We start from the raw sequence: 19,141 nt of genomic DNA, 5'->3' as shown, positions 1-19,141 counted from the left end.
TAATTTAGGCAACAACGCCTTACAAATTCGCTGCGATCCAGAGTAACTGATTCAGGACTTTTCCCCGGCACGACCGACAGAGACACCATCGGATGTCGGTAAGGGTTCTTACAATAGCTATATCAATAGTATTGATATTTTAACTAGTGTGGTATCAGTTAATAGAAACAATACTATTGATTTTTAGATAGCTCGCCCAGTAATGAGCTTTCGCTCCACATCGTTTACTTCATGCTGAATTATTCGTTGATTGGGAAATTCGAAGGAAACAGTGCTCGTTTCGCTTCTTCATCACGTTCGGTTTTAAACTCAATGCCTTTGCCGATTTCGCGAGCACGCAGTGCAGCAGGGCGAGTGTTGATTGCGTTAAACCAACGCTTCAAGTTCGGGTAAGGTTCTAGGCCTTCTTCACCAAGCACGACTGGTGCTTTGTCAATCCAACCCCATGCAGCGACATCGACAATGGTGTACTCATTTCCTACGATAAATTCACGACCTTCCATATGCTTCTCTAACACTTCGTAGTGACGTTGTGCTTCACGTAGGTATCGGTTCACAGCGTAGTCTAAGCCTGCTGGTGCAGCATGGCGGAAGTGTACCGATTGGCCTGAATATGGACCAAGGCCACTCGCGATAAACATCATCCAAGAGAGTAGTTCAGCTCTGTCTTCTGGCTGACCGCCAAGCTTGCCTGTTTTCTCTGAGAGATACAGAAGGATAGCGTTAGAGTCGAATACACGTTGTCCTTCATCTTCAATCGCAGGCGTTTTGCCATTTGGATTGATTAAACGATATTCCGGTGAATGCTGCTCACCCTTTAAGGTATCGACAGGAACAAGTTCAAAATCTAGGCCTGTCTCTTCCAAAAACAGAGCGATCTTCATTGGGTTTGGTGTTTGGTGAAAATAGAACTTAAGCATGGGGTAACTCCTTGTATTGGTCATTTATTAAAGCACCACTTGAACGATCGTTCAATGGTTGATTTTGAATTATTTGAAGATCTTCTGACTCGCATTCCAACTCTATGTGTTGAAGACCTCGTTATTTGAGCGAGGGGTAAAATCGCGCGATTCAGTGTGTTGGATTTTAAGTTGTTGAAAAAATGAGCTTAAAGTGGTTTTTTTTATTCGTTGCTTTATGCGGAGTTCGGATTTGTGATGGGTGGTTTTTGGCGGGATAGGGCGTATGAAATCCGCAGTCAGATATTCCAACAAAAACGTTGAGCACTGGTTCAAACCAGAATTATCTGGATGCACAGGCTTATTGGTAAGTTCAAAATCGTGATCTGCTGCCACACCTTATGCAACAAATGAATATAAACGTTAGAGATTAAGGTGTGCTTCACGGTTTTTTAATCTTAGGGACTTACATTGGTGAGCAAATCTGATGTGAACACTTAACGACACAGGATCTTTTCATGAAAAAGAACATTATCGCCCTCGCTCTTGGTGGCATGCTGGCTTTTGGCGCAACACCTTATTCTTTTGCTGCTAACGACGGCGCAGTACAGGCTTCTGCGGATTACGCGCAGTTGGTGACTAAGCGACAAGTTGTCGACCAATTACTTCTTGATGCGTTGCAGGCGTTTAAGTCTCCGGCAAGAATTTCTCACGCGGGCTTTACGGCTAAAATGCCAAGCAACATGGAAATTGTGACTAACCGATTGTTAGAAGCTTACCAACTAGAACCTTACCGTACTGATTTGCTTATCTCGGCAGCGAACGCTCAGATCTACAACAAGAATGCAGAGCGCGCTATTGAGCTGTTTGAGCAAGCGCTGACGGTTGCACCAGACGATGTTGATCTTCATGCTTACCTTGCGGTTTGGCAGCGATTTGAAGGCAATGAAAGTGAATCCAATAAGCACATGGAGAAACTGGAAAGCCTGAACAAAGGTAAAGCAGAAGACATCAAACGCATTTTTGCTACGGTCGACCGCGTGTTAGAAACACCGTTGAAAGAGTCTGCGGATAAAGGCTTGCTTGATCATCATGGCGCGATTGTCACTTTGGGCTATGCGCTTAATCCAGACGGCTCTATGCATCAAATTTTGATTGAGCGTCTTGAGACAACATTGGCGATGGCTAAGGCGAACTCAGATGCGATGATCGTGTTAACGGGTGGCGTGCCCAAGAACCACAAGACTGAAGGTAAGTTAATGGCGGATTGGCTTATCGAGAAAGGGGTAAGCAAAGATCGCATCATCGAAGAGAATTACGCGACCAGCACGGTAGGCAATGCCTTATTCAGTAGCTACGCACTTGCTCGCCATGATATTAAGCACGCGACCATTATTAGCTCGGCAAGCCATGTTCGTCGTGGTCAAACTCTGTTTGAAATCGCTAGCTGGCAAACCGGCCCTCAGGGCATTACTTTTGATACGGTTTCTTACCCAGACAAGCCACTCGCAGATCTTAAGAAGGCGAGTGATGGTGAGCTACTAGGTATCTACCGAGATGCGCTTAGAACCTATGGTATGTGGAGCTACCGCTCTTACCCATTAGAGTCTCGCTAGGCTTAGGGTTACTTCACAGTAGGCAAAGTATAAGTTGCTAGTACAATCGAGCACAGCTAGATGGTATGCTGTGCTCCTACTTAATTTAGTGTTTCAAAGGCAAAAAAATGAACCCGATTTTAGCAATGTTGAAAGAGAACAATATTAGCGACGAGCAGATCAGCGAGCTATTCAAGACGTTGACTGAGAACCCTCTTGCAGCAATGGCGACGATCAGCCAACTTGGCTTACCACAAGATAAACTTCAAATGCTGATGGGCCAGGTAATGCAAAACCCTGCGCTAATCAAAGAAGCAGTTGAAGAGCTTGGCCTAGATTTTTCTAAGGTTGAAGCCGCTAAAGAGCAACTTCAAAAATAATAGAGTCTGAATGAGCGATTTTGTTAGGAAGTGATAGCCGATTCGGTTAACTGTTCTTGAGATTGCGAATTAGACTTGAGTAAAAAGCCGTTTGAGTATCAATACTTAAACGGCTTTTTTGATCCGACTTAGAAAGGCTAGAAAGAGATACGACAAAAATACTAGTCCGATGTGACTCCCTCGCTTAAATCATGTAATTTCTTTTTAACACTCATGTTTCAATAAACTGAATTCCGGCGTTGCTCATGAAATCTAGCCTAAGCATTCGATCTTACACCAAGCAATTTAATACTCATGCCCATGATGGCTACCATCAACTCGTGCTGCCTATTCAAGGGAGTATTAGTATTGAAATGGTGGGATATGTCGGCAAGGTGGCCGTGGGCGAATGCGTGGTGATTCCGGTAACCACAGCGCATGCGTTTAAGGCGGATGAAGCAGCGCGGTTTATTGTCGCAGATATGGCAGAGTTACCGCAGCACTTGTTAGAGCATGAGCTCTCGGTGTTTACTATCACGCCACCCTTAATGAGCTTCTTGCTGTTTGTTGAAAAGCAGTTGGAATACCAAGTGGACAGTGGCATTGAATCATCCATCTTGGATGTGTTTTCACTGTTATTAGAGCAACAAAAAGTCAGCAAGAGCATCGACCCTCGTATTCGAGCGGTCCAAAGGCTCATTGCGGATAATTACGCCCAGCCTCTCTCTATTTCTCAGCTTGCAGAAACGGCTTGCTTGAGCCCCACTCAATTTAAGAAGCGCTTTAAAGAGTGCATTGGAATCAGTGCGCTTAAGTACATCACTCGCTATCGTATGGAGAAAGCTCAAGCCTTGCTTAGCCATACCGATTTACCCGTTCAATTGGTCGCAGAAAATGTGGGTTATAGTGACTTGTCTGCATTCAGTCGACGCTTCTCTCAGCACTTTGGCATGCCTCCAAGGGCGTTTTTGGGCTCGATGAAAGAGAGTCTTCCAAAACAAGAATAGCGTCCTTTTGGCAAACTCAACTTAGTATATGTTCACTATTATCTATTTCAGAAATGAAAATAGACTAGGTAATAGAAATGAATCTTGCCATCAATCGCGTTAACGAATTCCAAACGGGCACTTTAGCCATCGTGTTTGCTTCTGTTTTATGGGGCACGACAGGCACCGCCGCAAGCTTTGCGCCTGATCTCAGCCCATTAGCGATTGGTGCTTTTTCAATGGGCGTCGGCGGCTTAATGCAAGCAGTCTTGGCGTATCGAAAGATCTTATCTTCACTTGATAAGCTTTTGCTCAACAAAAAGTTGTTAGCGGCGAGTGCGCTGGCTTTGGCGATCTATCCTCTGGCTTTTTACTCTTCGATGAAGTTATCGGGTGTCGCAATGGGCACAGTGGTGTCGATAGCTACTGCTCCTTTCTTTTCTGCACTTTTAGAGTGTCTTATTAGCAAAAAGAATAATATCAACAAACGTTGGTTAACGAGCTTTGCCATTGGCGTGGTTGGTATTGGGCTACTGGTATTTTCAGAATCATCATCAGCGAATGATTCTGGTGACGATCTGAAGCTTTTGGGCATTGGATTAGGGTTGATTGCTGGGTTGTGTTACGCCATTTATTCATGGGCGACAAAAGCTCTGATAGACGAAGGCATTAAGTCGCAAGCAGCGATGGGCAGCATATTTGGGCTAGGAGCGATGTTGCTACTGCCAACGCTTTGGTTTACGGGGGATAACTTGTTCGCATCGAATACCAATATATTGGTGGTGAGTTACTTGGTGTTACTTCCTCAATGTTTAGGCTATATCGCTTTCAGTTTTGGGCTACGCCATGTCACAGCGAGTAGCGCCAACTTGATTACCTTACTTGAGCCAGTCGTTGCCGCCGTGTTGGCCGTGTGTATTGTGGGTGAGCTTATTCCATTGGTTGGATGGCTAGGTATGTTCTTGATAGTGATGTGTTTATTCATCCAATCTCAGCCAACTAAAAAGCCATTATAAGTATTTGTTAAAACGGGATTAATTGAATTAAATTCATGCGTGATTCTTATAATTGAATAAAATGAGTATCTCAGTTGCGAGAGTGCTGTTACTATCGTTATCAATAGTCGGGGGGCATATACCTTAGTTGGTGTTTGCTGAGATCGTTATTCGAGACCCGTTGAACCTGATTCAGTTAACACTGGCGTAGGGAACTATGATTACTTTGCCTACGTGGTTCAACAATGATCTCTCATTGCTTTCACCTCCACACTCTCTTTGCGGCCAAAGTTCGGTTCTCTTACGTCTTTTAGACAGTAGGAGCGACCATGACACAGCATTCCAATTCTCAAGTATCACCTAACAGCACTCAAACACCAGAAAACCAATCTTCTTCGATCAATACTCCGATTGTTTTGACCATTGCGGGTTCTGACAGTGGTGGTGGCGCGGGCATTCAAGCTGATATTAAAGCCATGTCTGCAACGGGTAGCTTCGCTTGTTCGGTAATTACCGCGATTACATCTCAGAACACCCAAGGCGTGTCCGCTATATTTCCAATCCCACTAGAGCATGTCGCTAGTCAGTTAGATGCAGTGTTTACCGATTTGAATATCGTGGCGGTAAAAGCCGGCATGTTGGCGGATTCGCAAATCATCAAAGTCGTCGCGGACAAAATCAAACAATACCAACCTAAACACCTAGTGATTGACCCTGTCATGGTGGCGACAAGTGGCGACCTTCTTTTAGAAAACTCGGCGATCACCACGCTAAAACAAGAACTGATTCCGCTCGCAGACATCATTACGCCTAACTTGCCGGAAGGCGCAGCACTAACGGGCAAAGCTGTGCCTGAAAGCGAAGCCGAAATGCAGGATATGATTGAAGACCTGCGTGCACTAGGTGCTAAAGCCGTTCTTCTCAAAGGCGGTCATTTAGAGAAGGATGAGAACAGTAACGACTTACTGATTCTGCCAACCACGTCTGCTTTGATTAGTGCGAAGCGTTTTCCTACCAAAAACACCCACGGTACGGGTTGTACGCTTTCATCTGCTATTGCTTCTTTCTTAGCGCAAGGCAACACGCTGTCAGAGGCTGTTGAGCTAGGCAAACAATACATTTCGCGCGCGATTGCTCATGCTGATGAGTTGCAAGTCGGCCAAGGTCATGGGCCCGTAAATCACTTCTTCGCTGGGCACGGGAATGTCCGTTAATACGGTGGGTGTTCAGCTCAGCAATGCCTCTTTACGTTATAACGACAGTGAGCACGCAACCTTATCGGGATTGTCGCTTAGCTTAAACGCAGGTAAGTGGACGGTATTGCTAGGTCGAAGTGGCTGCGGGAAAACCACGGTATTGCGTTATCTGGCAGGCTTGTTGGACGACAAGGTGGAGTGGCAGGGAACATTGACAACCTCTGATGAATTGCCTTTAACGGATCGCATCGCTTACATGGCGCAGCAGGATTTGTTACTGCCATGGCTGTCGGTTATCGACAATGTATGTCTGAGTCATTGTTTTCAAAATTCAGCTTCTGACAAAGCACTGCAAACCAATCAAGCACTCGAGTTGCTCGCTGCGGTTGGTTTGGCTGATTATGCGAATGCGATGCCGGATCAGTTGTCTGGTGGTATGCGTCAACGTGTCGCTTTGGCTCGAACTTTAATGCAAGACAAGCCAGTGGTGCTGATGGATGAGCCGTTCTCTGCGCTGGATGCGGTAACGAGACACAAACTACAGAGCTTAGCGTGTGAGCTGTTGAGAGATAAAACCGTTGTGTTGATCACCCATGACCCACAAGAAGCGGTGCGTTTGGCGGACAATTTGTATGTGTTGCAAGGCACACCGGCGAGCGCTCAGTCTTTATCTGTGCCTCTCACTGCCACACCAAGAGTGTTAGATGGTGAATGTGCTGAGTTACAACAAGCGATCTTAGATCAGTTGGAGCGTGATTATGAATGATCTAACGCGAAGTGAAGCTGTCACTCAGTCAACGAACGTGCAGTCTAGCACTGAACGTTCAAGTCAGATGAATCCCGTTATGCGTTTGCTTATCAGCAGTGTTGTGATTCTTGGCCTATGGCAACTTGTGGTCGTTGTTTTCGAAATGCCGAGCTTCATTCTTCCGGCTCCCGCAGAAGTCTTTCTCAAGCTTATTGAACGCTACGATGTGTTACTCAAACACACTTGGGTGACCGCACAAGAGATCTTACTTGGGCTATTGCTAGGTTTGTCTATGGGGCTGTTTTTCGCCTTGCAGATGTTGATGTTTGATCCGTTGAAACGTTGGCTGTTGCCTATCTTGATTGCTAGCCAAGCGATTCCTGTATTTGCGATCGCGCCAGTACTGATGCTGTGGCTTGGTTATGGCATCGCCTCAAAAGTGGTGATGGCGGCGATCATTATCTTCTTCCCAGTAACCACTTGTTGTTACGACGGTCTGCGCAATACACCGAAAGGCTATCTTGACCTTGCCAAGACGATGGGCGCATCGAAATGGCAACTGCTACGCCACATTCAACTTCCTGCTGCACTGCCAACATTGGCGTCGGGTATTCGTGTGGCTGTGGTTATCGCCCCAATTGGTGCAGTTGTTGGCGAGTGGGTAGGTTCGAGTGAAGGGCTGGGTTATCTAATGCTGCAAGCCAATGCACGAATGATCATTGATGAGATGTTTGCTGCCTTGTTTATCTTGGCGGTGCTCTCTATCTCGCTCTACTTCATCACAGACAAATTACTTAAAAAAGCTATCCCTTGGGAGAACCAGTGATGGTTAGCTCAATAACTCTTTGTTTAATAAAGCTTCGCTCAGGCTATTTATCTAAACAACACCTCGTTAGAAATTAGATCGACAAACACAATAATAATATTCAAAAGGAAAGGTTAACTATGAAAAACACCAAATTGGTAGGTGCAGTGGCACTGCTTGCTTCTCTAGTTTCAGGTCATGTATTAGCGGATTCGGAACAGAAAAAACTGACACTGATGTTGGATTGGTTTGTAAACCCGAACCATGCTCCAATTGTGATTGCTCAAGAGCGTGGTTACTTTGCTGACCAAGGCCTAGAGGTTGAAATCCAAGAGCCAGCTGACCCAAGCACTCCAGCGAAACTTGTCGCAGCAGGTAAGGTCGATTTAGCCGTAACCTACCAACCAAGCCTAACTATGGATGTGGCAGCAGGCTTGCCTCTAGTTCGCGCATCAACTCTTATCGCAACGCCACTGAACACGCTCATGGTTTTAGATAACGGCAAGAACGATTCGTTAGCGGACCTGAAAGGCAAGAAGATCGGTATTGCGATTGCGGGCAACGAAGAAGCGACGATCGGCACCATGCTGGCTCAAGAAAACGTTGAGTTTACTGACGTGCAAACCATCAATGTCGGTTGGGCACTGTCGTCTTCATTGGCATCGGGCAAGGTAGACGCAATTTGGGGTGGCTTACGTAACTTCGAAACTAACCAGCTAGCGCTTGAAGGCTTTAAAGCGAAAGCATTCTTCCCAGAAGAGCATGGTGTGCCAGCTTACGATGAGCTGATCTTTGTGGCGAACGCAAAGAAACACGACGACGAAGCAATCAAAGCATTCAACAAAGCACTTGAGCAAGCAACAACTTACATCGTGAACCACCCTCAAGATTCATGGAGTGAGTTTGTGGCGTATTCACCAGATACGTTGAACAACGAACTTAACCAACGCGCGTGGAACGACACACTGACTCGTTTTGCACTTCGCCCTTCAGCTGTAGATATGAAGCGTTACGATGATTACGCGCAGTTCATGTTCGACAAAGGTATTATCAAATCACTACCAAAAGCCGCAGATTACGTACCGACTTTTGACTAAGGAATCTCATGAAATACCAAGACTTAATCCAAGCCTGTCAGCAAGATTGGCAAGACTACACCGAGCATGATTTTGTTAAAACGCTGGCGAACGGCACTCTTGCTCAGCCGTGTTTTCTGCATTATTTGAAGCAAGATTTTCTGTTTTTGAAGCAGTATGCTCGCGCTTATGCATTGGCGATTTACAAAGCTAAAACTTTGGCAGATATGCGCCGTGCTCTGCCAAGTGTTCATGCTCTATTAGATTCTGAAATTTCACACCACGTGACTTACTGTGGTCAGTGGGGTTTAACGGAATCTGACTTGGAAAACGAACCTGAAGATTTTGGCACAGTCGCTTACACGCGCTACGTTCTAGATGCAGGTATGACGGGTGATCTTGTCGATCTTTATGCGGCACTGGCTCCGTGTTCAATTGGTTATGCCGTGATTGGTAAAGCGCTTCTAGAAAGCAGTGATACTGTTTTAGAAGGTAACCCATACGCGAGTTGGTTACAGCTTTACGGCGGAGAAGAGTTCCAATCGGGCGTGGCAACGGGCGCAGAGTATTTCAATCAGCTACTGGCTGAAATTGATATTAACAGCGAGCGCGGTCAGAACATCGTTCATATCTTCAAAACGGCAACACGTATGGAAGTGGCTTTCTGGCAGCAAGGTCTGAATGCACTTGATGACTCAACAGCGGATTAAAAGCGACTTTCACGAATAAGGATTAACCCATGCTAACTGAACAAATCATCCAATCGCTGCGTGCAGTACGAGAGCAAAAGCCGTTGGTTGTGAACATCACCAACTACGTGGTGATGAATAACACGGCCAATGCTCTGCTGGCGATTGGTGCTTCGCCTATCATGGCGCACTCGCAACAAGAGCTGGCAGAGATGATGTCTTTCTCTGGTGCTTTGGTGATTAACATCGGCACGCTCGACAGTGTTTGGACGCCAAGAATGTGTTTTGCTGTTGAGCAATCGAACGCGAACAACAAGGTTGTGGTTCTTGACCCTGTGGGTTGTGGGGCAAGTACGTTGCGTACCGAGACTTCTCGTGAAATTGCACGCTTAGCCGATAAGTTGATCATTCGTGGTAACGCGTCTGAGATTATCGCGTTAGCGGGCGAACAAGCGCAGAGCAAAGGCGTTGATGCGCTTGATAGCAGTGATGCTGCGTTAGGTGCTGCACAGTGCTTAGTGGCTGAATACGGTGCAAATGTGGTGATATCTGGTGAGACAGATTACGTTGTCACCAAAGACAGCGTGGTGACGTTAAACAATGGACACCAAATGATGCCGTATGTGACGGGTATGGGGTGTACTTTAACTGCATTGACGGGTGCTTTCGCGGCTGTTGGTGATGATAGTGGTTTAGCTGCAGCAGCGGTATTAGGCGTGGTTGGTGAAATCGCGGCTGAAAACTCTCGCGGCCCAGGTAGCTTGCAAATTAACTTGCTTGATGAGTTGTATCAGTTAGACGAAGAGACTCTGATTCAACGCTTGAAGATTCAGTAGGGCTAATCTAACTCTAAGCCACAAGTTAGAGTTAGATTAACTTAAAAAAGCCCCCGACACTTATGTGTAGGGGGCTTTTTATTACTGGTTTGGAACTGTGTCAGCTGTGTATAGACTGGCTGGCTAGGTTCTAAATCGGTTAACTTGGCTCTCTAGGTGATGAGCAACCTCGGTTAAGTCGCTCGCTGCACCTGAAATGCTGCTTACCGACTCTTGGTTGCTTTGAGCAATAGTGTTTGCACCTTGCGCGTTTTCACCCAGTGATTTGGTAAGACGATCCTGCTCATCAACCGACACCGCGATTTGGCTGTTGGCTTGGTTCAGATCTTGGATGTGTTGATTAATCACATGTAAGTTCTGAGAAGCTTGCTGCGCCTGCGTTGAAGCGTCTGAAACCGTGCTGTGGCTCTCTTTGATAGACTCTAACGCATCTTTAGCGCCACGTTGTAGTGAGGTGATGAGCTCATCAATCTGGCTAGCAGAGTCTTGGGTACGTTTAGCGAGCGTTCTTACTTCATCGGCTACTACTGCAAATCCGCGACCTTGTTCACCTGCGCGCGCAGCTTCAATAGCCGCATTCAATGCCAACAGGTTGGTCTGCTCAGAAACGCCTTTGATTACTTCAAGAATGGCACCAATGTTCATCGACTCTTTGTGTAGGTCAGTCACTTTCTGGCTGCTGACCTGCATGCTTTCATCGGCGCTGCCAATTTCATGCAGTGTCTTATCTACTTCTTTCAGTCCCATCGCCACATTCTCGGTGGCTTGGTTGGCAACTTGAGACGCGTGGTTAGCACTTGCCGCAATTTCTGATGTGCTGGAAGCTAATTGATCAACGGCAGAAGAGATATTGATCATTTCACTGTTCAATTGTGTTGCGTTGGTCGAGCTGTTATTTGTCACTTGATTGAGTGACTCCGACATCTCACCAATACGCACGCTAGAACGGTTCACTTGGCCAACAATATCGCGCAGAGATTCAATGGTGATCTCCATATTAGTCAGCAGTTCGCCAATCTCATTTTTGCTCTCAATGTTCACTTCCACATTCAGGTTGCCCTGAGAAAGCTCGTTGGTGATCTGTTTAACTTGTGCGATGCCTTTAGTAATAGAGCGAGTCACCAACACGGCGCTCGTCATGCCAATAACTAAAGCCACACCCGTCAGCAATATGATGATTTGAATCGAGCGCTTTTCGCTGGCTTGCAGTTCTGGTGTTAATGCTTGTTTCTGTTGTTCTAGAATGCTCTGAGCATCAGCTACCGAAATCGCTAAGCTGTCACCAATAGAGGCGAGGGTAGCGGTTCTTTGCGTGTTCTCAATCATCTGTTGATGAACTTGCTCAAAGCCTTTCGCGTACGCTTCCCGTTGGTTAGAGAAATCTTCAATCAATTCACTTTGATAAGGAGATGATTTAAGAGATTCAATATCGCCTTCTATACCTGGCAGAGCATATTCAAAAATGTCTTTACCAGCTTCATAGGTTTTGAGGTCGTTGTTGTTTGAGTAACTCAGCACAGTGATCTTGGCGGCGAGGAAGTTCTCCATCAACATGCCCGCATATAAGCTCGCGTTTGGATCGTTGTTGTTGTAAGACTCATACAACAAGCTCTGCGCGGCTTTTAGTGCGTTAGTTTCTCGTGTGACCATCTCCACGTTCACTAACTGGTCAATGAGCAGTTGGCTCTGTTTCATTGATCCATAAGCCGCATCAAAAGCTGCAACGCTGTCTTGCACTAATTGCAGGCTCGACAAGCTATCAGTATTGGTGGTGGTTTGGATTAAGTTGTTCAGCAGTTCATCAATCGCAAGTTTGCTCGATTGATAATTCGCTTCGTATTGATCATCCAATGACTCTAAGTAACGTTCAGAAGCTAAACGCATCTGAAGAAAGTGCACTTGAATGTTGCCTGACAATGTCGCCTTGTGGCTGAGTTCACTGTACTGGCTAAAGCCGTTCGACAAGGTTTGAATACCTTTGTAACTCACAAGGCCTGAAATGACGAAAAAGAGCAAGCAGATGGCATAACCCAGCTTGATCTTGAGCGCTATAGAAAGGTGACGCATAACTATCCCTATATTTACCTGATTCCTTCATAGGGGAGTATTTCATAAAACAGCATTCTGGGCATGCTAAAGCGAATAGTTTGTGTAATAAGTAACGCTTTTGTTAGAAAAATCGGGTTTTTCGACATGCTTTCAACGAGTTGCGTATTTGAATTCAACCGCCTAACTTAAGGAATTAAGTGCTAACTTCCATGCATAGGATGTGATTTGTCGGTAAAATGGCAGAAAACCAATTTTAGAAATCGACTTCAAAGGTACGCGATGAACCCTTATAAACTTTATCTGGTGACTGACGACCAACAAGATCTAGAAACGCTTAAATTCGTGGTTGAACAAGCGGTTGCTGGTGGCGTCACTATGGTTCAAGTAAGAGAAAAACATGGGGACGTAAGAGCGTTCATTGAGCGTGCAGAGGCCGTTAAATCGGTTTTAGCTGGAACGGGTGTGCCGCTGATCATTAATGATCGAGTCGATGTGGCATTAGCCGTTGATGCCGATGGTTTGCATCTGGGGCAATCGGATATGCCTGCAGAGTTAGCACGTAAGCTGATTGGTTCAGACAAGATTCTTGGGTTATCAATTGAAACTGAACAGCAGCTACAACAAGCAGATAGTTTGCCGATTGATTACATTGGCCTTAGTGCGCTGTTTGCGACACCGACCAAGACAAACCTCAAGAAACACTGGGGTTACGAAGGTATTCAAATGGCGTTAGAAACGACCAAGCTTCCGATTGTGGGTATCGGTGGAATCAACGAGTCGAACATTCCGCAGTTGGTTAACACAGGTATTCATGGATTAGCCTTGGTCTCAGCGATATGTCACGCTGAAAGCCCAAAACAAGCGACGCAGGATCTGCTATCTCTGATGGGAGATTGAAGGGGAGTAGAACTAGAAAACAAATGAGGTTGGGCATCTGTTTTCTAGTTAAAGCACAAGCACGGATGGGTGCTAGATGTGCTTATCGATAGAGCATTTAAGGTGCTCTATCTAACACATCGTTTGGTCTATTGAATGCACAGAGCAACCGTGCCGATGACCATCAGAACAATCGCAGCGTACCAACCATATTGTGCAGTTTTATCAGCAACAAACACCTTAATGTAGTTGATCTCTTCATGCGCCATTGCGATGAAGTCCGTGTAGTTAATCGATAACTCACGGCTAGCTTCTTTCAGGTCTTGTTGAAGCTTGTTGAAAGACTCATCGATGAAGCCCTTTGTTTCCGAAGCAGACGGAGTAGCAGCCAAAGTTAGGCTATTCCAAACCGCCATACGCGATTCATATTCGCTTTCACTGACACAATTAAGTACGCGTAAATCATACTCTCGTTTGTTACGCTCTTTGCCCATTTTCTCAGGGCAAATATTTCTTAAAACGTTCACGACAAATTTTCCAAAAGGTTCATTTAGATATAAAAAAGCACTCAAAGAGCGCTCATAAACTGGGTGCGAATTAATATTCAAAAAGTGATCTATTTGAAACCGGCATAAGCAACTGCAAGGCTGAGCGTTTATCTGGGAGATTTGAAGTTGGGTCAGTGGTGTTAAAGAGCGATTTGGGTCTGTCTAAATTCGTTTGAAAAGACACACCCGGTTGGGATCGCAGTGTAGTTAGGTCACTTTTGGACATCAACTAAGGTGTTTTATCCACACGACAAAGAAAATTATCGGTACGAAAGCCGGAAATGAGGTAGTGCTGGAGAAAACACCACCGTCATTGACTTAGGATTCAGTTGCTAAAATAGGCTGAACTCAAGAATTGGGGGAGATTAGTTGGCTTGCCATTGATTGTTCTCTAATGAGTGGCCTTTTAGTTTTTCAAGTAAACTTGTTAACACTGGGCCATTGATATGGCTGCGAGACACTAAGCAACCCACTGGAGTAATCCAACCACCATGCTCGTGTGCCACTGGCAGTGCTACGAGATCGCCTTTCTGAATGCCTTCCATCACCATCATTTCAGGCACATTTGCCCAGCCAACGTTCTGTTCAACGAGATCGATGATCGTTTTGTGGTTGTTGGCATACCAAAGCATCGAGCTAATACCGTAGGTGAACCACAGTTCGCGCTGCTTTGAACTGCGATGCACACATTGGCGGTAACGCTTTAGATCTGAGTCTTGTACTACCGACATTTGGCTGAGTTCGTGGGTGGCGGAGCTAACCGTAAGAAAGCGGGCTTGGCCCAGTAAGAAGAAGTCCATATCCACTTTAAGTTCACCATCCGCATAGATGATGCCAATCTGCGCTTTGCCACGTCTCACCAGGTCTTCCACATCGAAGGTTGAGGTCGTAATAATATCGAAGTGCGTGATTGGGAACTGATCGGCCAGTGAGCTGATTATCTTAATGAAATTCTTATCTATGATGCTTTCATCAACCGCAATGATCAGTTCGTGCTCATCTTCTTGTGTGAGCGATTCTACTTTTTGGTCGAAGTACTTTTGTTGGTCGAGAATCGACTTAGCGACAGGCAATAACGCTTTACCTGTGTTGGTCAAAACGGGGATGTTTTTCTCTCGGTTAAACAGCTCTTGGTCGATGGCTATTTCGAGATTCGCTATCGATTGGCTGACTCCAGACTGAGCGCGTTTCAGTTTGCGAGCGGCGGCAGAGAAAGAGCCACTTTCACACACGGTGACGAAGACTTTTAGTTGCTCAAAACTGTACATGTTACCTCTCGCTCAATACCAAATGGGATGATAATGCTCAGGCTATCACTAATCGTGATGGCTGTTAACTTTCTCTTATTATTTCCGATGACATAATCCGAGCTAATCCAACACGTAATAGATTATTTAGAGGAATGTATGAGTACGTTAGAAAGAGTGTTTCACTCTGTGTTATTTGAAGTATTGGCCGTAACACTATCAATTATAGGCTTAGCGATATTTACTGATCATGATGTGAATACCTTATCAGGAACCATGATAGTTGTTGCGACCATCGCGATGATTTGGAACTACTGTTTCAACCGCATTTTTGATCGCTACTTCACGGGTGAAAAATCAAAGCGTTCGCTCAAGTTACGTGTTTTTCATGTCGTGCTATTTGAGGCAGGCTTGTTGATCGCGACGATCCCTGTGATGGCTTACTTACTTGATGTGGGGATTTGGCAGGCATTTTTAATGGATATCGGCGTGACCATTTTTATTACCATTTACGCGTTTGTGTTTAATCTGATTTATGATCATATACGAGCATTCTGGGTACGCAGAGCGGACTTAGCCGTTCAGTAATCTACCAAGTCAGTAAACACGAGTTTGGCTACTAACCGTTTGTTTATTCTTTATTTTGACGGAGACATCCGGTTAGTAGGTCTAGGTAACGCGGCGTTTGTTCTGCTATCTTAAAAAAGGTGATAATTTGAGTTCGTGAATGAATAGATAAGGGAAAGGATGCCAAATACTCCTCAGATAATGACAGTTGTCGATAAGAAGGAAGTCGAGCTGTTCGCGGAACTGTTCAAACATATTGATGGTGATATCTACACCTTACTACGCAGTGCCCAAATCCCTAATGATATTCTCACCAGTAATGACCATTACGATTATCTCCCTGAGACAACAGTTAAAAACGTGGTCAAGATTATGGGAGAGTCGGCGTCGAGAGAAGAGTTTTCGCTGTTTATGTGGAGTTTTTGCAAGCAAACCTATGTGCCAAGGTTTGTAGTTAAGCTAAGCCAACAGGATTCATTGAAAAGCGCGCTAGACCAATTTGGTGAGCAGCTGAAGCTCGTATCCAATGGTGCGAATGTCTATACCAAGCAATCCGGAGGCAAGTGGTGGTTGGTTCGTGAGAAGCCGTTTACTAACGCACCTTGGTTTAAGTTCGCTGAACTGTTCTCTGTTATTTTCATCAACGAGCTACTTTCAGTATTAACGCAAGGTCGTTGGAAGCCGTCTGAGGTTGGCATTCAGAATGGCGATCTCGAATGCTTTCAATCTCTACCACAAATGGGCAGTGCTCAGTTTTATACGCATAGACCGGTCACTGCCTTTGAGATCCCTGAAGACATCATGCTTGCACCGATTGTTTTACCCAAAATTGCTCAAGTATCAGATCTCACTAAGCCTTTACCTAGCTCATTCTTGAGCGCTTTTAAGCTTGTTATTACACCTTATCTCACGATGGGGAAACTCCCAATTAGCTTAGCTTCTGAGATTCTGAATATTCATGTCAGAACGATCCAGCGTCGGTTGGAAAGTGAAGGGGTGGTCTACAAAACCTTGATTGAAGAGATGGTTCTTGAGCAGGTTTTAAAATTGCTTAAGCAGTCCGATTTATCGATCACACAAGTAGGCGCGAAGATGGGCTATTCCGATTCTTCCCACTTTACCCGAGCCTTTAAACGACAGATGAACATGACGCCAAGACAGTACCGAAAAGAGCACAGCTAACGTCGGTAAGCAACAGTACCAAGCTACCAGTAAGAGCTTTGGCAATAATAGCTCCGCAGCGAAACTCTAGCCAATAAGTAAAAACTCCAGCCAGTAAGCAGAAACCGTAGCCTGAACGCATAATTATTTATTGTCACCAAATGGCCATTTATCAACCTTGAACACTGGCAGTATCACTACTAAGTTATTGAATGTTGATGAGTTGTTTTTGCCTCGATTTTTCCCCGGAATTTTGATTAGATTTTTGTGATTATCGCGGCTAACAAAAACACCTTTGAAACCTCATGACACTCATTAGTAGTTACGGAATCGTTATGGGAAGTGGACTCCACTCATAAACGGAATCAAGGTGTATAAATGAAAAATGCAGGCTTAAAGCTCTCTGTTGTTGCTCTTTCGTGTTCATTTGCTCTTTCTGCAAATGCAGCATCAACGCTATTTACTAACGTCGATGTGTTCAATGGTACTGAAAACAAATTGTACGAAGACCATCATGTATTAGTCGAAGACAATCTTATCAAACAAATCTCTGCGAGCCCGATAGAGGCTGGTGACGCTGTAGTGATTGACGGCGAAGGCAAAACGTTAATGCCAGGTTTAATCGAAGGCCACGGACACTTATTGCTTAACGGCGGTAACCTAAGCGACCACGAAAACAACCGAACGATCGAAGAGTTAGCCGCGCGAGCGACAGTCAACGCGAACGCCGCGTTTCAATCGGGTTTCACCACGTGGCGTGATGCTGGTGGCTTGAATACTGGCTTACGTAAGACTATCGATTCAGGCATGTTGCCGGGCCCACGACTTTACACATCAGGCGCATTTATTGGCCCGACGGGTTCGCATGCCGATTTCAGTAACCTAACCACGGCTAACCAACACTTCTTTGGTTCATCGACCAGTATGGCGCGAAATAGCGTCAGCTTTAATGCCGACGGTATTACCGAAATCAAAGCGGCTGCTCGCCAAAACTTCAAGCAAGGCAATACGCAAATTAAGATCATGTCATCAGGTGGTGTGGCATCATCATTTGACCCTTGGCAGCTGAATGCGATGTCTGCGGAAGAAATTGAAGCCGCCGTTGAAATTGCTGATGCGTATGGCTCTTACGTGATGTCTCACGCTTACAGCAAAAAAGCGATCATGCGTAACTTGGATGCGGGTGTTAAAACGATCGAGCACGGTTTCATGTTCGATGGCGATATTGCCGACAAGATGGAAGATAAAGACGCCTACATCACAACTAACATGACCGCGTTTTCACCTTACCTGACACAGATCGAAGCGATTAACTCGAACCCAGCCTCTAAGCGTAAAGCGGAGTCGGCAACCAAAGCATTCAAAGACTACATCTCGAATGTAAACAAGTACCAACCGAAATGGGGTTTCCACACAGACTGTGTCGGTGACGTGGTTTCTTGTATCAAACAAACCGACCACACGATCTTCCTTGCAGGTAAAGAGTTAGGCAACTTCTTCACTTTGAAAGGGATGACATCGGTAAACGGTGAGATCGTTAAGTTATCTGGCGTGATGGACCCATACCCAGAGGGTAAGTTAGGCGTGATTGAAGCGGGCGCATACGCCGATATCATTATTGTTGAAGGCAACCCACTTGAAGACTTGTCAGTGATTGGGGCAAACGAAAAATGGTTTGATGCAGAGCCGCGCAGCCCTGAAATCGATACCATCAAAGTCATCATGAAAGACGGCAAAGTCTACAAAAACACGCTGTAACTCAGTTCGACAACTCAGTCAAAAATTAAGCTTTAATGGGTGACCTATTTGGGTAGGTCACCTCTCTTCAAGGTGTTCCTTATGCAAAAAATGCTTTCTCTTATCCTGTCGGTGGTATCACTGACGACCGTTGCTTTTCCTACTTTTTCTGAAACAGCGATGAATCTTGAGTGGCAAGACCTGAACTCAGAGTCTCACGAAACGAAAGTAGAAATGCCGGATCTCACCGATCAACAAATGCGTCTATTACAAGGTGTGATAGCAATGAGTGCATCAGAGGAAGAGCAAGCTCAACAACAGGTTTTATTATTTAAACAAACGCTAAAAGAGCAGGGTGTAGACGCAGACGAAATGATCGCGCTGCGTGATGAATACATGCAAACCATGAAAGCAAACGCCGAAGCCATCACGACAGAGTTTGATGGCAAGAAAGTGCGAGTTCCCGGTTTCATTGTTCCACTGGAATTTTCAGAAGGAATGACAGCTACAGAGTTTCTGTTAGTGCCCGTGGCGGGTGCGTGTATTCACATGCCACCACCACCTGCAAACCAGATTGTGCGCGTGTCTTTCCCTGAAGGCTTTCAGGTACAAAATGTTCAGTACCCAGTGTGGGTAGAAGGTGACTTTAGCTCGAACAAAGTGACTGAAGAGGTCTTCCTAGTCGATGGCAAAAGTAACCTCACTATGGGTTATGAAATGAAAGCTTCGATGATCGAAGACTATTATGAAAAAGAAAATTAATGGTTGTCAT

General features: G+C 45.4%; 19 protein-coding genes and 1 riboswitch. Of the genes, 15 read left to right on the top strand and 4 right to left on the bottom strand.

Annotation, left to right across the window (positions count from 1 at the left end; translation table 11 throughout):
* Positions 1 to 239: 239 nt before the first annotated feature.
* On the bottom strand, positions 240 to 920 hold the full coding sequence (locus AB4161_RS19805) for a glutathione S-transferase family protein (protein WP_017061920.1): 681 nt from the start codon (positions 918 to 920) through the stop codon (positions 240 to 242).
* A 497-nt stretch (positions 921 to 1,417) separates the two neighbouring features.
* Here AB4161_RS19805 and AB4161_RS19800 point away from each other — a divergent pair, with 497 nt between their 5' ends.
* The 10 genes from AB4161_RS19800 (at position 1,418) to thiM (ending at position 10,184) form a co-directional block, all read left to right on the top strand.
* Positions 1,418 to 2,515, top strand: a complete 1,098-nt coding sequence (locus tag AB4161_RS19800; protein ID WP_017061919.1) for a YdcF family protein — start codon at positions 1,418 to 1,420, stop codon at positions 2,513 to 2,515.
* A 107-nt stretch (positions 2,516 to 2,622) separates the two neighbouring features.
* Positions 2,623 to 2,874 (top strand): DUF2999 family protein, encoded by a 252-nt coding sequence (locus AB4161_RS19795; protein WP_004731647.1) that lies wholly within the window; start codon positions 2,623 to 2,625, stop codon positions 2,872 to 2,874.
* Between the two features lie 245 nt (positions 2,875 to 3,119).
* Positions 3,120 to 3,860, top strand: a complete 741-nt coding sequence (locus AB4161_RS19790; RefSeq protein WP_372084023.1) for a helix-turn-helix domain-containing protein — start codon at positions 3,120 to 3,122, stop codon at positions 3,858 to 3,860.
* Between the two features lie 77 nt (positions 3,861 to 3,937).
* Positions 3,938 to 4,855, top strand: a complete 918-nt coding sequence (locus AB4161_RS19785; RefSeq protein ID WP_017061917.1) for a DMT family transporter — start codon at positions 3,938 to 3,940, stop codon at positions 4,853 to 4,855.
* Positions 4,856 to 4,953: 98 nt separating this feature from the next.
* Positions 4,954 to 5,065: riboswitch (TPP riboswitch) on the top strand.
* A 98-nt stretch (positions 5,066 to 5,163) separates the two neighbouring features.
* Complete coding sequence (gene thiD, locus AB4161_RS19780; protein ID WP_372084021.1) at positions 5,164 to 6,048, top strand: bifunctional hydroxymethylpyrimidine kinase/phosphomethylpyrimidine kinase; 885 nt, start codon at positions 5,164 to 5,166, stop codon at positions 6,046 to 6,048.
* The gene (locus tag AB4161_RS19775) at positions 6,038 to 6,796 is read left to right on the top strand and encodes an ABC transporter ATP-binding protein (RefSeq protein WP_372084018.1); all 759 of its coding nucleotides are present in this window, start codon (positions 6,038 to 6,040) and stop codon (positions 6,794 to 6,796) included. The genes thiD and AB4161_RS19775 overlap by 11 nt, the downstream gene beginning before the upstream one ends.
* The gene (locus AB4161_RS19770; protein ID WP_372084017.1) at positions 6,789 to 7,604 is read left to right on the top strand and encodes an ABC transporter permease; all 816 of its coding nucleotides are present in this window, start codon (positions 6,789 to 6,791) and stop codon (positions 7,602 to 7,604) included. Before AB4161_RS19775 ends, AB4161_RS19770 begins: the two co-directional genes overlap by 8 nt.
* A gap of 119 nt (positions 7,605 to 7,723) precedes the next feature.
* Positions 7,724 to 8,680 carry an ABC transporter substrate-binding protein gene (locus AB4161_RS19765; protein WP_372084015.1) on the top strand — a complete coding sequence of 319 codons (957 nt, stop codon included), beginning with the start codon at positions 7,724 to 7,726 and terminating at the stop codon, positions 8,678 to 8,680.
* Positions 8,681 to 8,688: 8 nt separating this feature from the next.
* Positions 8,689 to 9,369 (top strand): thiaminase II, encoded by a 681-nt coding sequence (gene tenA, locus AB4161_RS19760; RefSeq protein ID WP_136978324.1) that lies wholly within the window; start codon positions 8,689 to 8,691, stop codon positions 9,367 to 9,369.
* 29 nt (positions 9,370 to 9,398) lie between these two features.
* The gene (gene thiM, locus AB4161_RS19755) at positions 9,399 to 10,184 is read left to right on the top strand and encodes a hydroxyethylthiazole kinase (RefSeq protein ID WP_372084013.1); all 786 of its coding nucleotides are present in this window, start codon (positions 9,399 to 9,401) and stop codon (positions 10,182 to 10,184) included.
* A gap of 123 nt (positions 10,185 to 10,307) precedes the next feature.
* Here thiM and AB4161_RS19750 read toward each other — a convergent pair whose 3' ends face one another.
* Complete coding sequence (locus AB4161_RS19750; protein ID WP_102428987.1) at positions 10,308 to 12,251, bottom strand: methyl-accepting chemotaxis protein; 1,944 nt, start codon at positions 12,249 to 12,251, stop codon at positions 10,308 to 10,310.
* Between the two features lie 261 nt (positions 12,252 to 12,512).
* Between AB4161_RS19750 and thiE the strand changes: the two genes are divergently transcribed.
* Positions 12,513 to 13,130, top strand: coding sequence for a thiamine phosphate synthase (gene thiE, locus AB4161_RS19745; protein WP_372084011.1), 618 nt, complete (start codon positions 12,513 to 12,515; stop codon positions 13,128 to 13,130).
* 128 nt (positions 13,131 to 13,258) lie between these two features.
* On the opposite strand, the gene AB4161_RS19740 is transcribed toward thiE, so the two are convergent.
* Together AB4161_RS19740 and AB4161_RS19735 are read right to left on the bottom strand one after the other, a co-directional pair.
* Positions 13,259 to 13,603 carry a thiamine-phosphate diphosphorylase gene (locus AB4161_RS19740; RefSeq protein ID WP_372084026.1) on the bottom strand — a complete coding sequence of 115 codons (345 nt, stop codon included), beginning with the start codon at positions 13,601 to 13,603 and terminating at the stop codon, positions 13,259 to 13,261.
* 419 nt (positions 13,604 to 14,022) lie between these two features.
* Entirely contained in the window at positions 14,023 to 14,925 is a 903-nt protein-coding gene (locus tag AB4161_RS19735; protein ID WP_104214942.1) for a LysR family transcriptional regulator, read from the bottom strand.
* Between the two features lie 138 nt (positions 14,926 to 15,063).
* Here AB4161_RS19735 and AB4161_RS19730 point away from each other — a divergent pair, with 138 nt between their 5' ends.
* The 4 genes from AB4161_RS19730 to AB4161_RS19715 all read left to right on the top strand — a co-directional run bounded on the left by AB4161_RS19730 (position 15,064) and on the right by AB4161_RS19715 (position 19,131).
* A complete protein-coding gene (locus AB4161_RS19730) occupies positions 15,064 to 15,492 on the top strand; it encodes a PACE efflux transporter (RefSeq protein ID WP_372084009.1) in 429 nt (142 codons plus the stop codon).
* 180 nt (positions 15,493 to 15,672) lie between these two features.
* Positions 15,673 to 16,653: a helix-turn-helix transcriptional regulator gene (locus AB4161_RS19725; RefSeq protein ID WP_102320332.1), complete on the top strand. Its 981-nt coding sequence runs from the start codon at positions 15,673 to 15,675 to the stop codon at positions 16,651 to 16,653.
* 357 nt (positions 16,654 to 17,010) lie between these two features.
* A complete protein-coding gene (locus AB4161_RS19720) occupies positions 17,011 to 18,390 on the top strand; it encodes an amidohydrolase family protein (protein ID WP_050619673.1) in 1,380 nt (459 codons plus the stop codon).
* A gap of 81 nt (positions 18,391 to 18,471) precedes the next feature.
* Positions 18,472 to 19,131, top strand: coding sequence for a DUF3299 domain-containing protein (locus AB4161_RS19715; protein ID WP_017077484.1), 660 nt, complete (start codon positions 18,472 to 18,474; stop codon positions 19,129 to 19,131).
* Positions 19,132 to 19,141: the final 10 nt, after the last annotated feature.

The sequence above is a fragment of the Vibrio sp. 10N.286.51.E5 genome, assembly GCF_041469125.1.
Classification (GTDB): domain Bacteria; phylum Pseudomonadota; class Gammaproteobacteria; order Enterobacterales; family Vibrionaceae; genus Vibrio; species Vibrio crassostreae_C.
The sequence above is the reverse complement of the archived record's forward strand: the minus strand, read 5'-3'. Positions and strand labels throughout refer to the sequence as shown.

Bases quoted from the DNA above. Each gene is read 5' to 3' on its own strand.
- AB4161_RS19805 (WP_017061920.1), bottom strand. From the start codon at position 920: ATGCTTAAGTTCTATTTTCACCAAACACCAAACCCAATGAAGATCGCT.
- AB4161_RS19800 (WP_017061919.1), top strand. From the start codon at position 1,418: ATGAAAAAGAACATTATCGCCCTCGCTCTTGGTGGCATGCTGGCTTTT.
- AB4161_RS19795 (WP_004731647.1), top strand. From the start codon at position 2,623: ATGAACCCGATTTTAGCAATGTTGAAAGAGAACAATATTAGCGACGAG.
- AB4161_RS19790 (WP_372084023.1), top strand. From the start codon at position 3,120: ATGAAATCTAGCCTAAGCATTCGATCTTACACCAAGCAATTTAATACT.
- AB4161_RS19785 (WP_017061917.1), top strand. From the start codon at position 3,938: ATGAATCTTGCCATCAATCGCGTTAACGAATTCCAAACGGGCACTTTA.
- thiD (WP_372084021.1), top strand. From the start codon at position 5,164: ATGACACAGCATTCCAATTCTCAAGTATCACCTAACAGCACTCAAACA.
- AB4161_RS19775 (WP_372084018.1), top strand. From the start codon at position 6,038: ATGTCCGTTAATACGGTGGGTGTTCAGCTCAGCAATGCCTCTTTACGT.
- AB4161_RS19770 (WP_372084017.1), top strand. From the start codon at position 6,789: ATGAATGATCTAACGCGAAGTGAAGCTGTCACTCAGTCAACGAACGTG.
- AB4161_RS19765 (WP_372084015.1), top strand. From the start codon at position 7,724: ATGAAAAACACCAAATTGGTAGGTGCAGTGGCACTGCTTGCTTCTCTA.
- tenA (WP_136978324.1), top strand. From the start codon at position 8,689: ATGAAATACCAAGACTTAATCCAAGCCTGTCAGCAAGATTGGCAAGAC.
- thiM (WP_372084013.1), top strand. From the start codon at position 9,399: ATGCTAACTGAACAAATCATCCAATCGCTGCGTGCAGTACGAGAGCAA.
- AB4161_RS19750 (WP_102428987.1), bottom strand. From the start codon at position 12,251: ATGCGTCACCTTTCTATAGCGCTCAAGATCAAGCTGGGTTATGCCATC.
- thiE (WP_372084011.1), top strand. From the start codon at position 12,513: ATGAACCCTTATAAACTTTATCTGGTGACTGACGACCAACAAGATCTA.
- AB4161_RS19740 (WP_372084026.1), bottom strand. From the start codon at position 13,603: ATGGGCAAAGAGCGTAACAAACGAGAGTATGATTTACGCGTACTTAAT.
- AB4161_RS19735 (WP_104214942.1), bottom strand. From the start codon at position 14,925: ATGTACAGTTTTGAGCAACTAAAAGTCTTCGTCACCGTGTGTGAAAGT.
- AB4161_RS19730 (WP_372084009.1), top strand. From the start codon at position 15,064: ATGAGTACGTTAGAAAGAGTGTTTCACTCTGTGTTATTTGAAGTATTG.
- AB4161_RS19725 (WP_102320332.1), top strand. From the start codon at position 15,673: ATGACAGTTGTCGATAAGAAGGAAGTCGAGCTGTTCGCGGAACTGTTC.
- AB4161_RS19720 (WP_050619673.1), top strand. From the start codon at position 17,011: ATGAAAAATGCAGGCTTAAAGCTCTCTGTTGTTGCTCTTTCGTGTTCA.
- AB4161_RS19715 (WP_017077484.1), top strand. From the start codon at position 18,472: ATGCAAAAAATGCTTTCTCTTATCCTGTCGGTGGTATCACTGACGACC.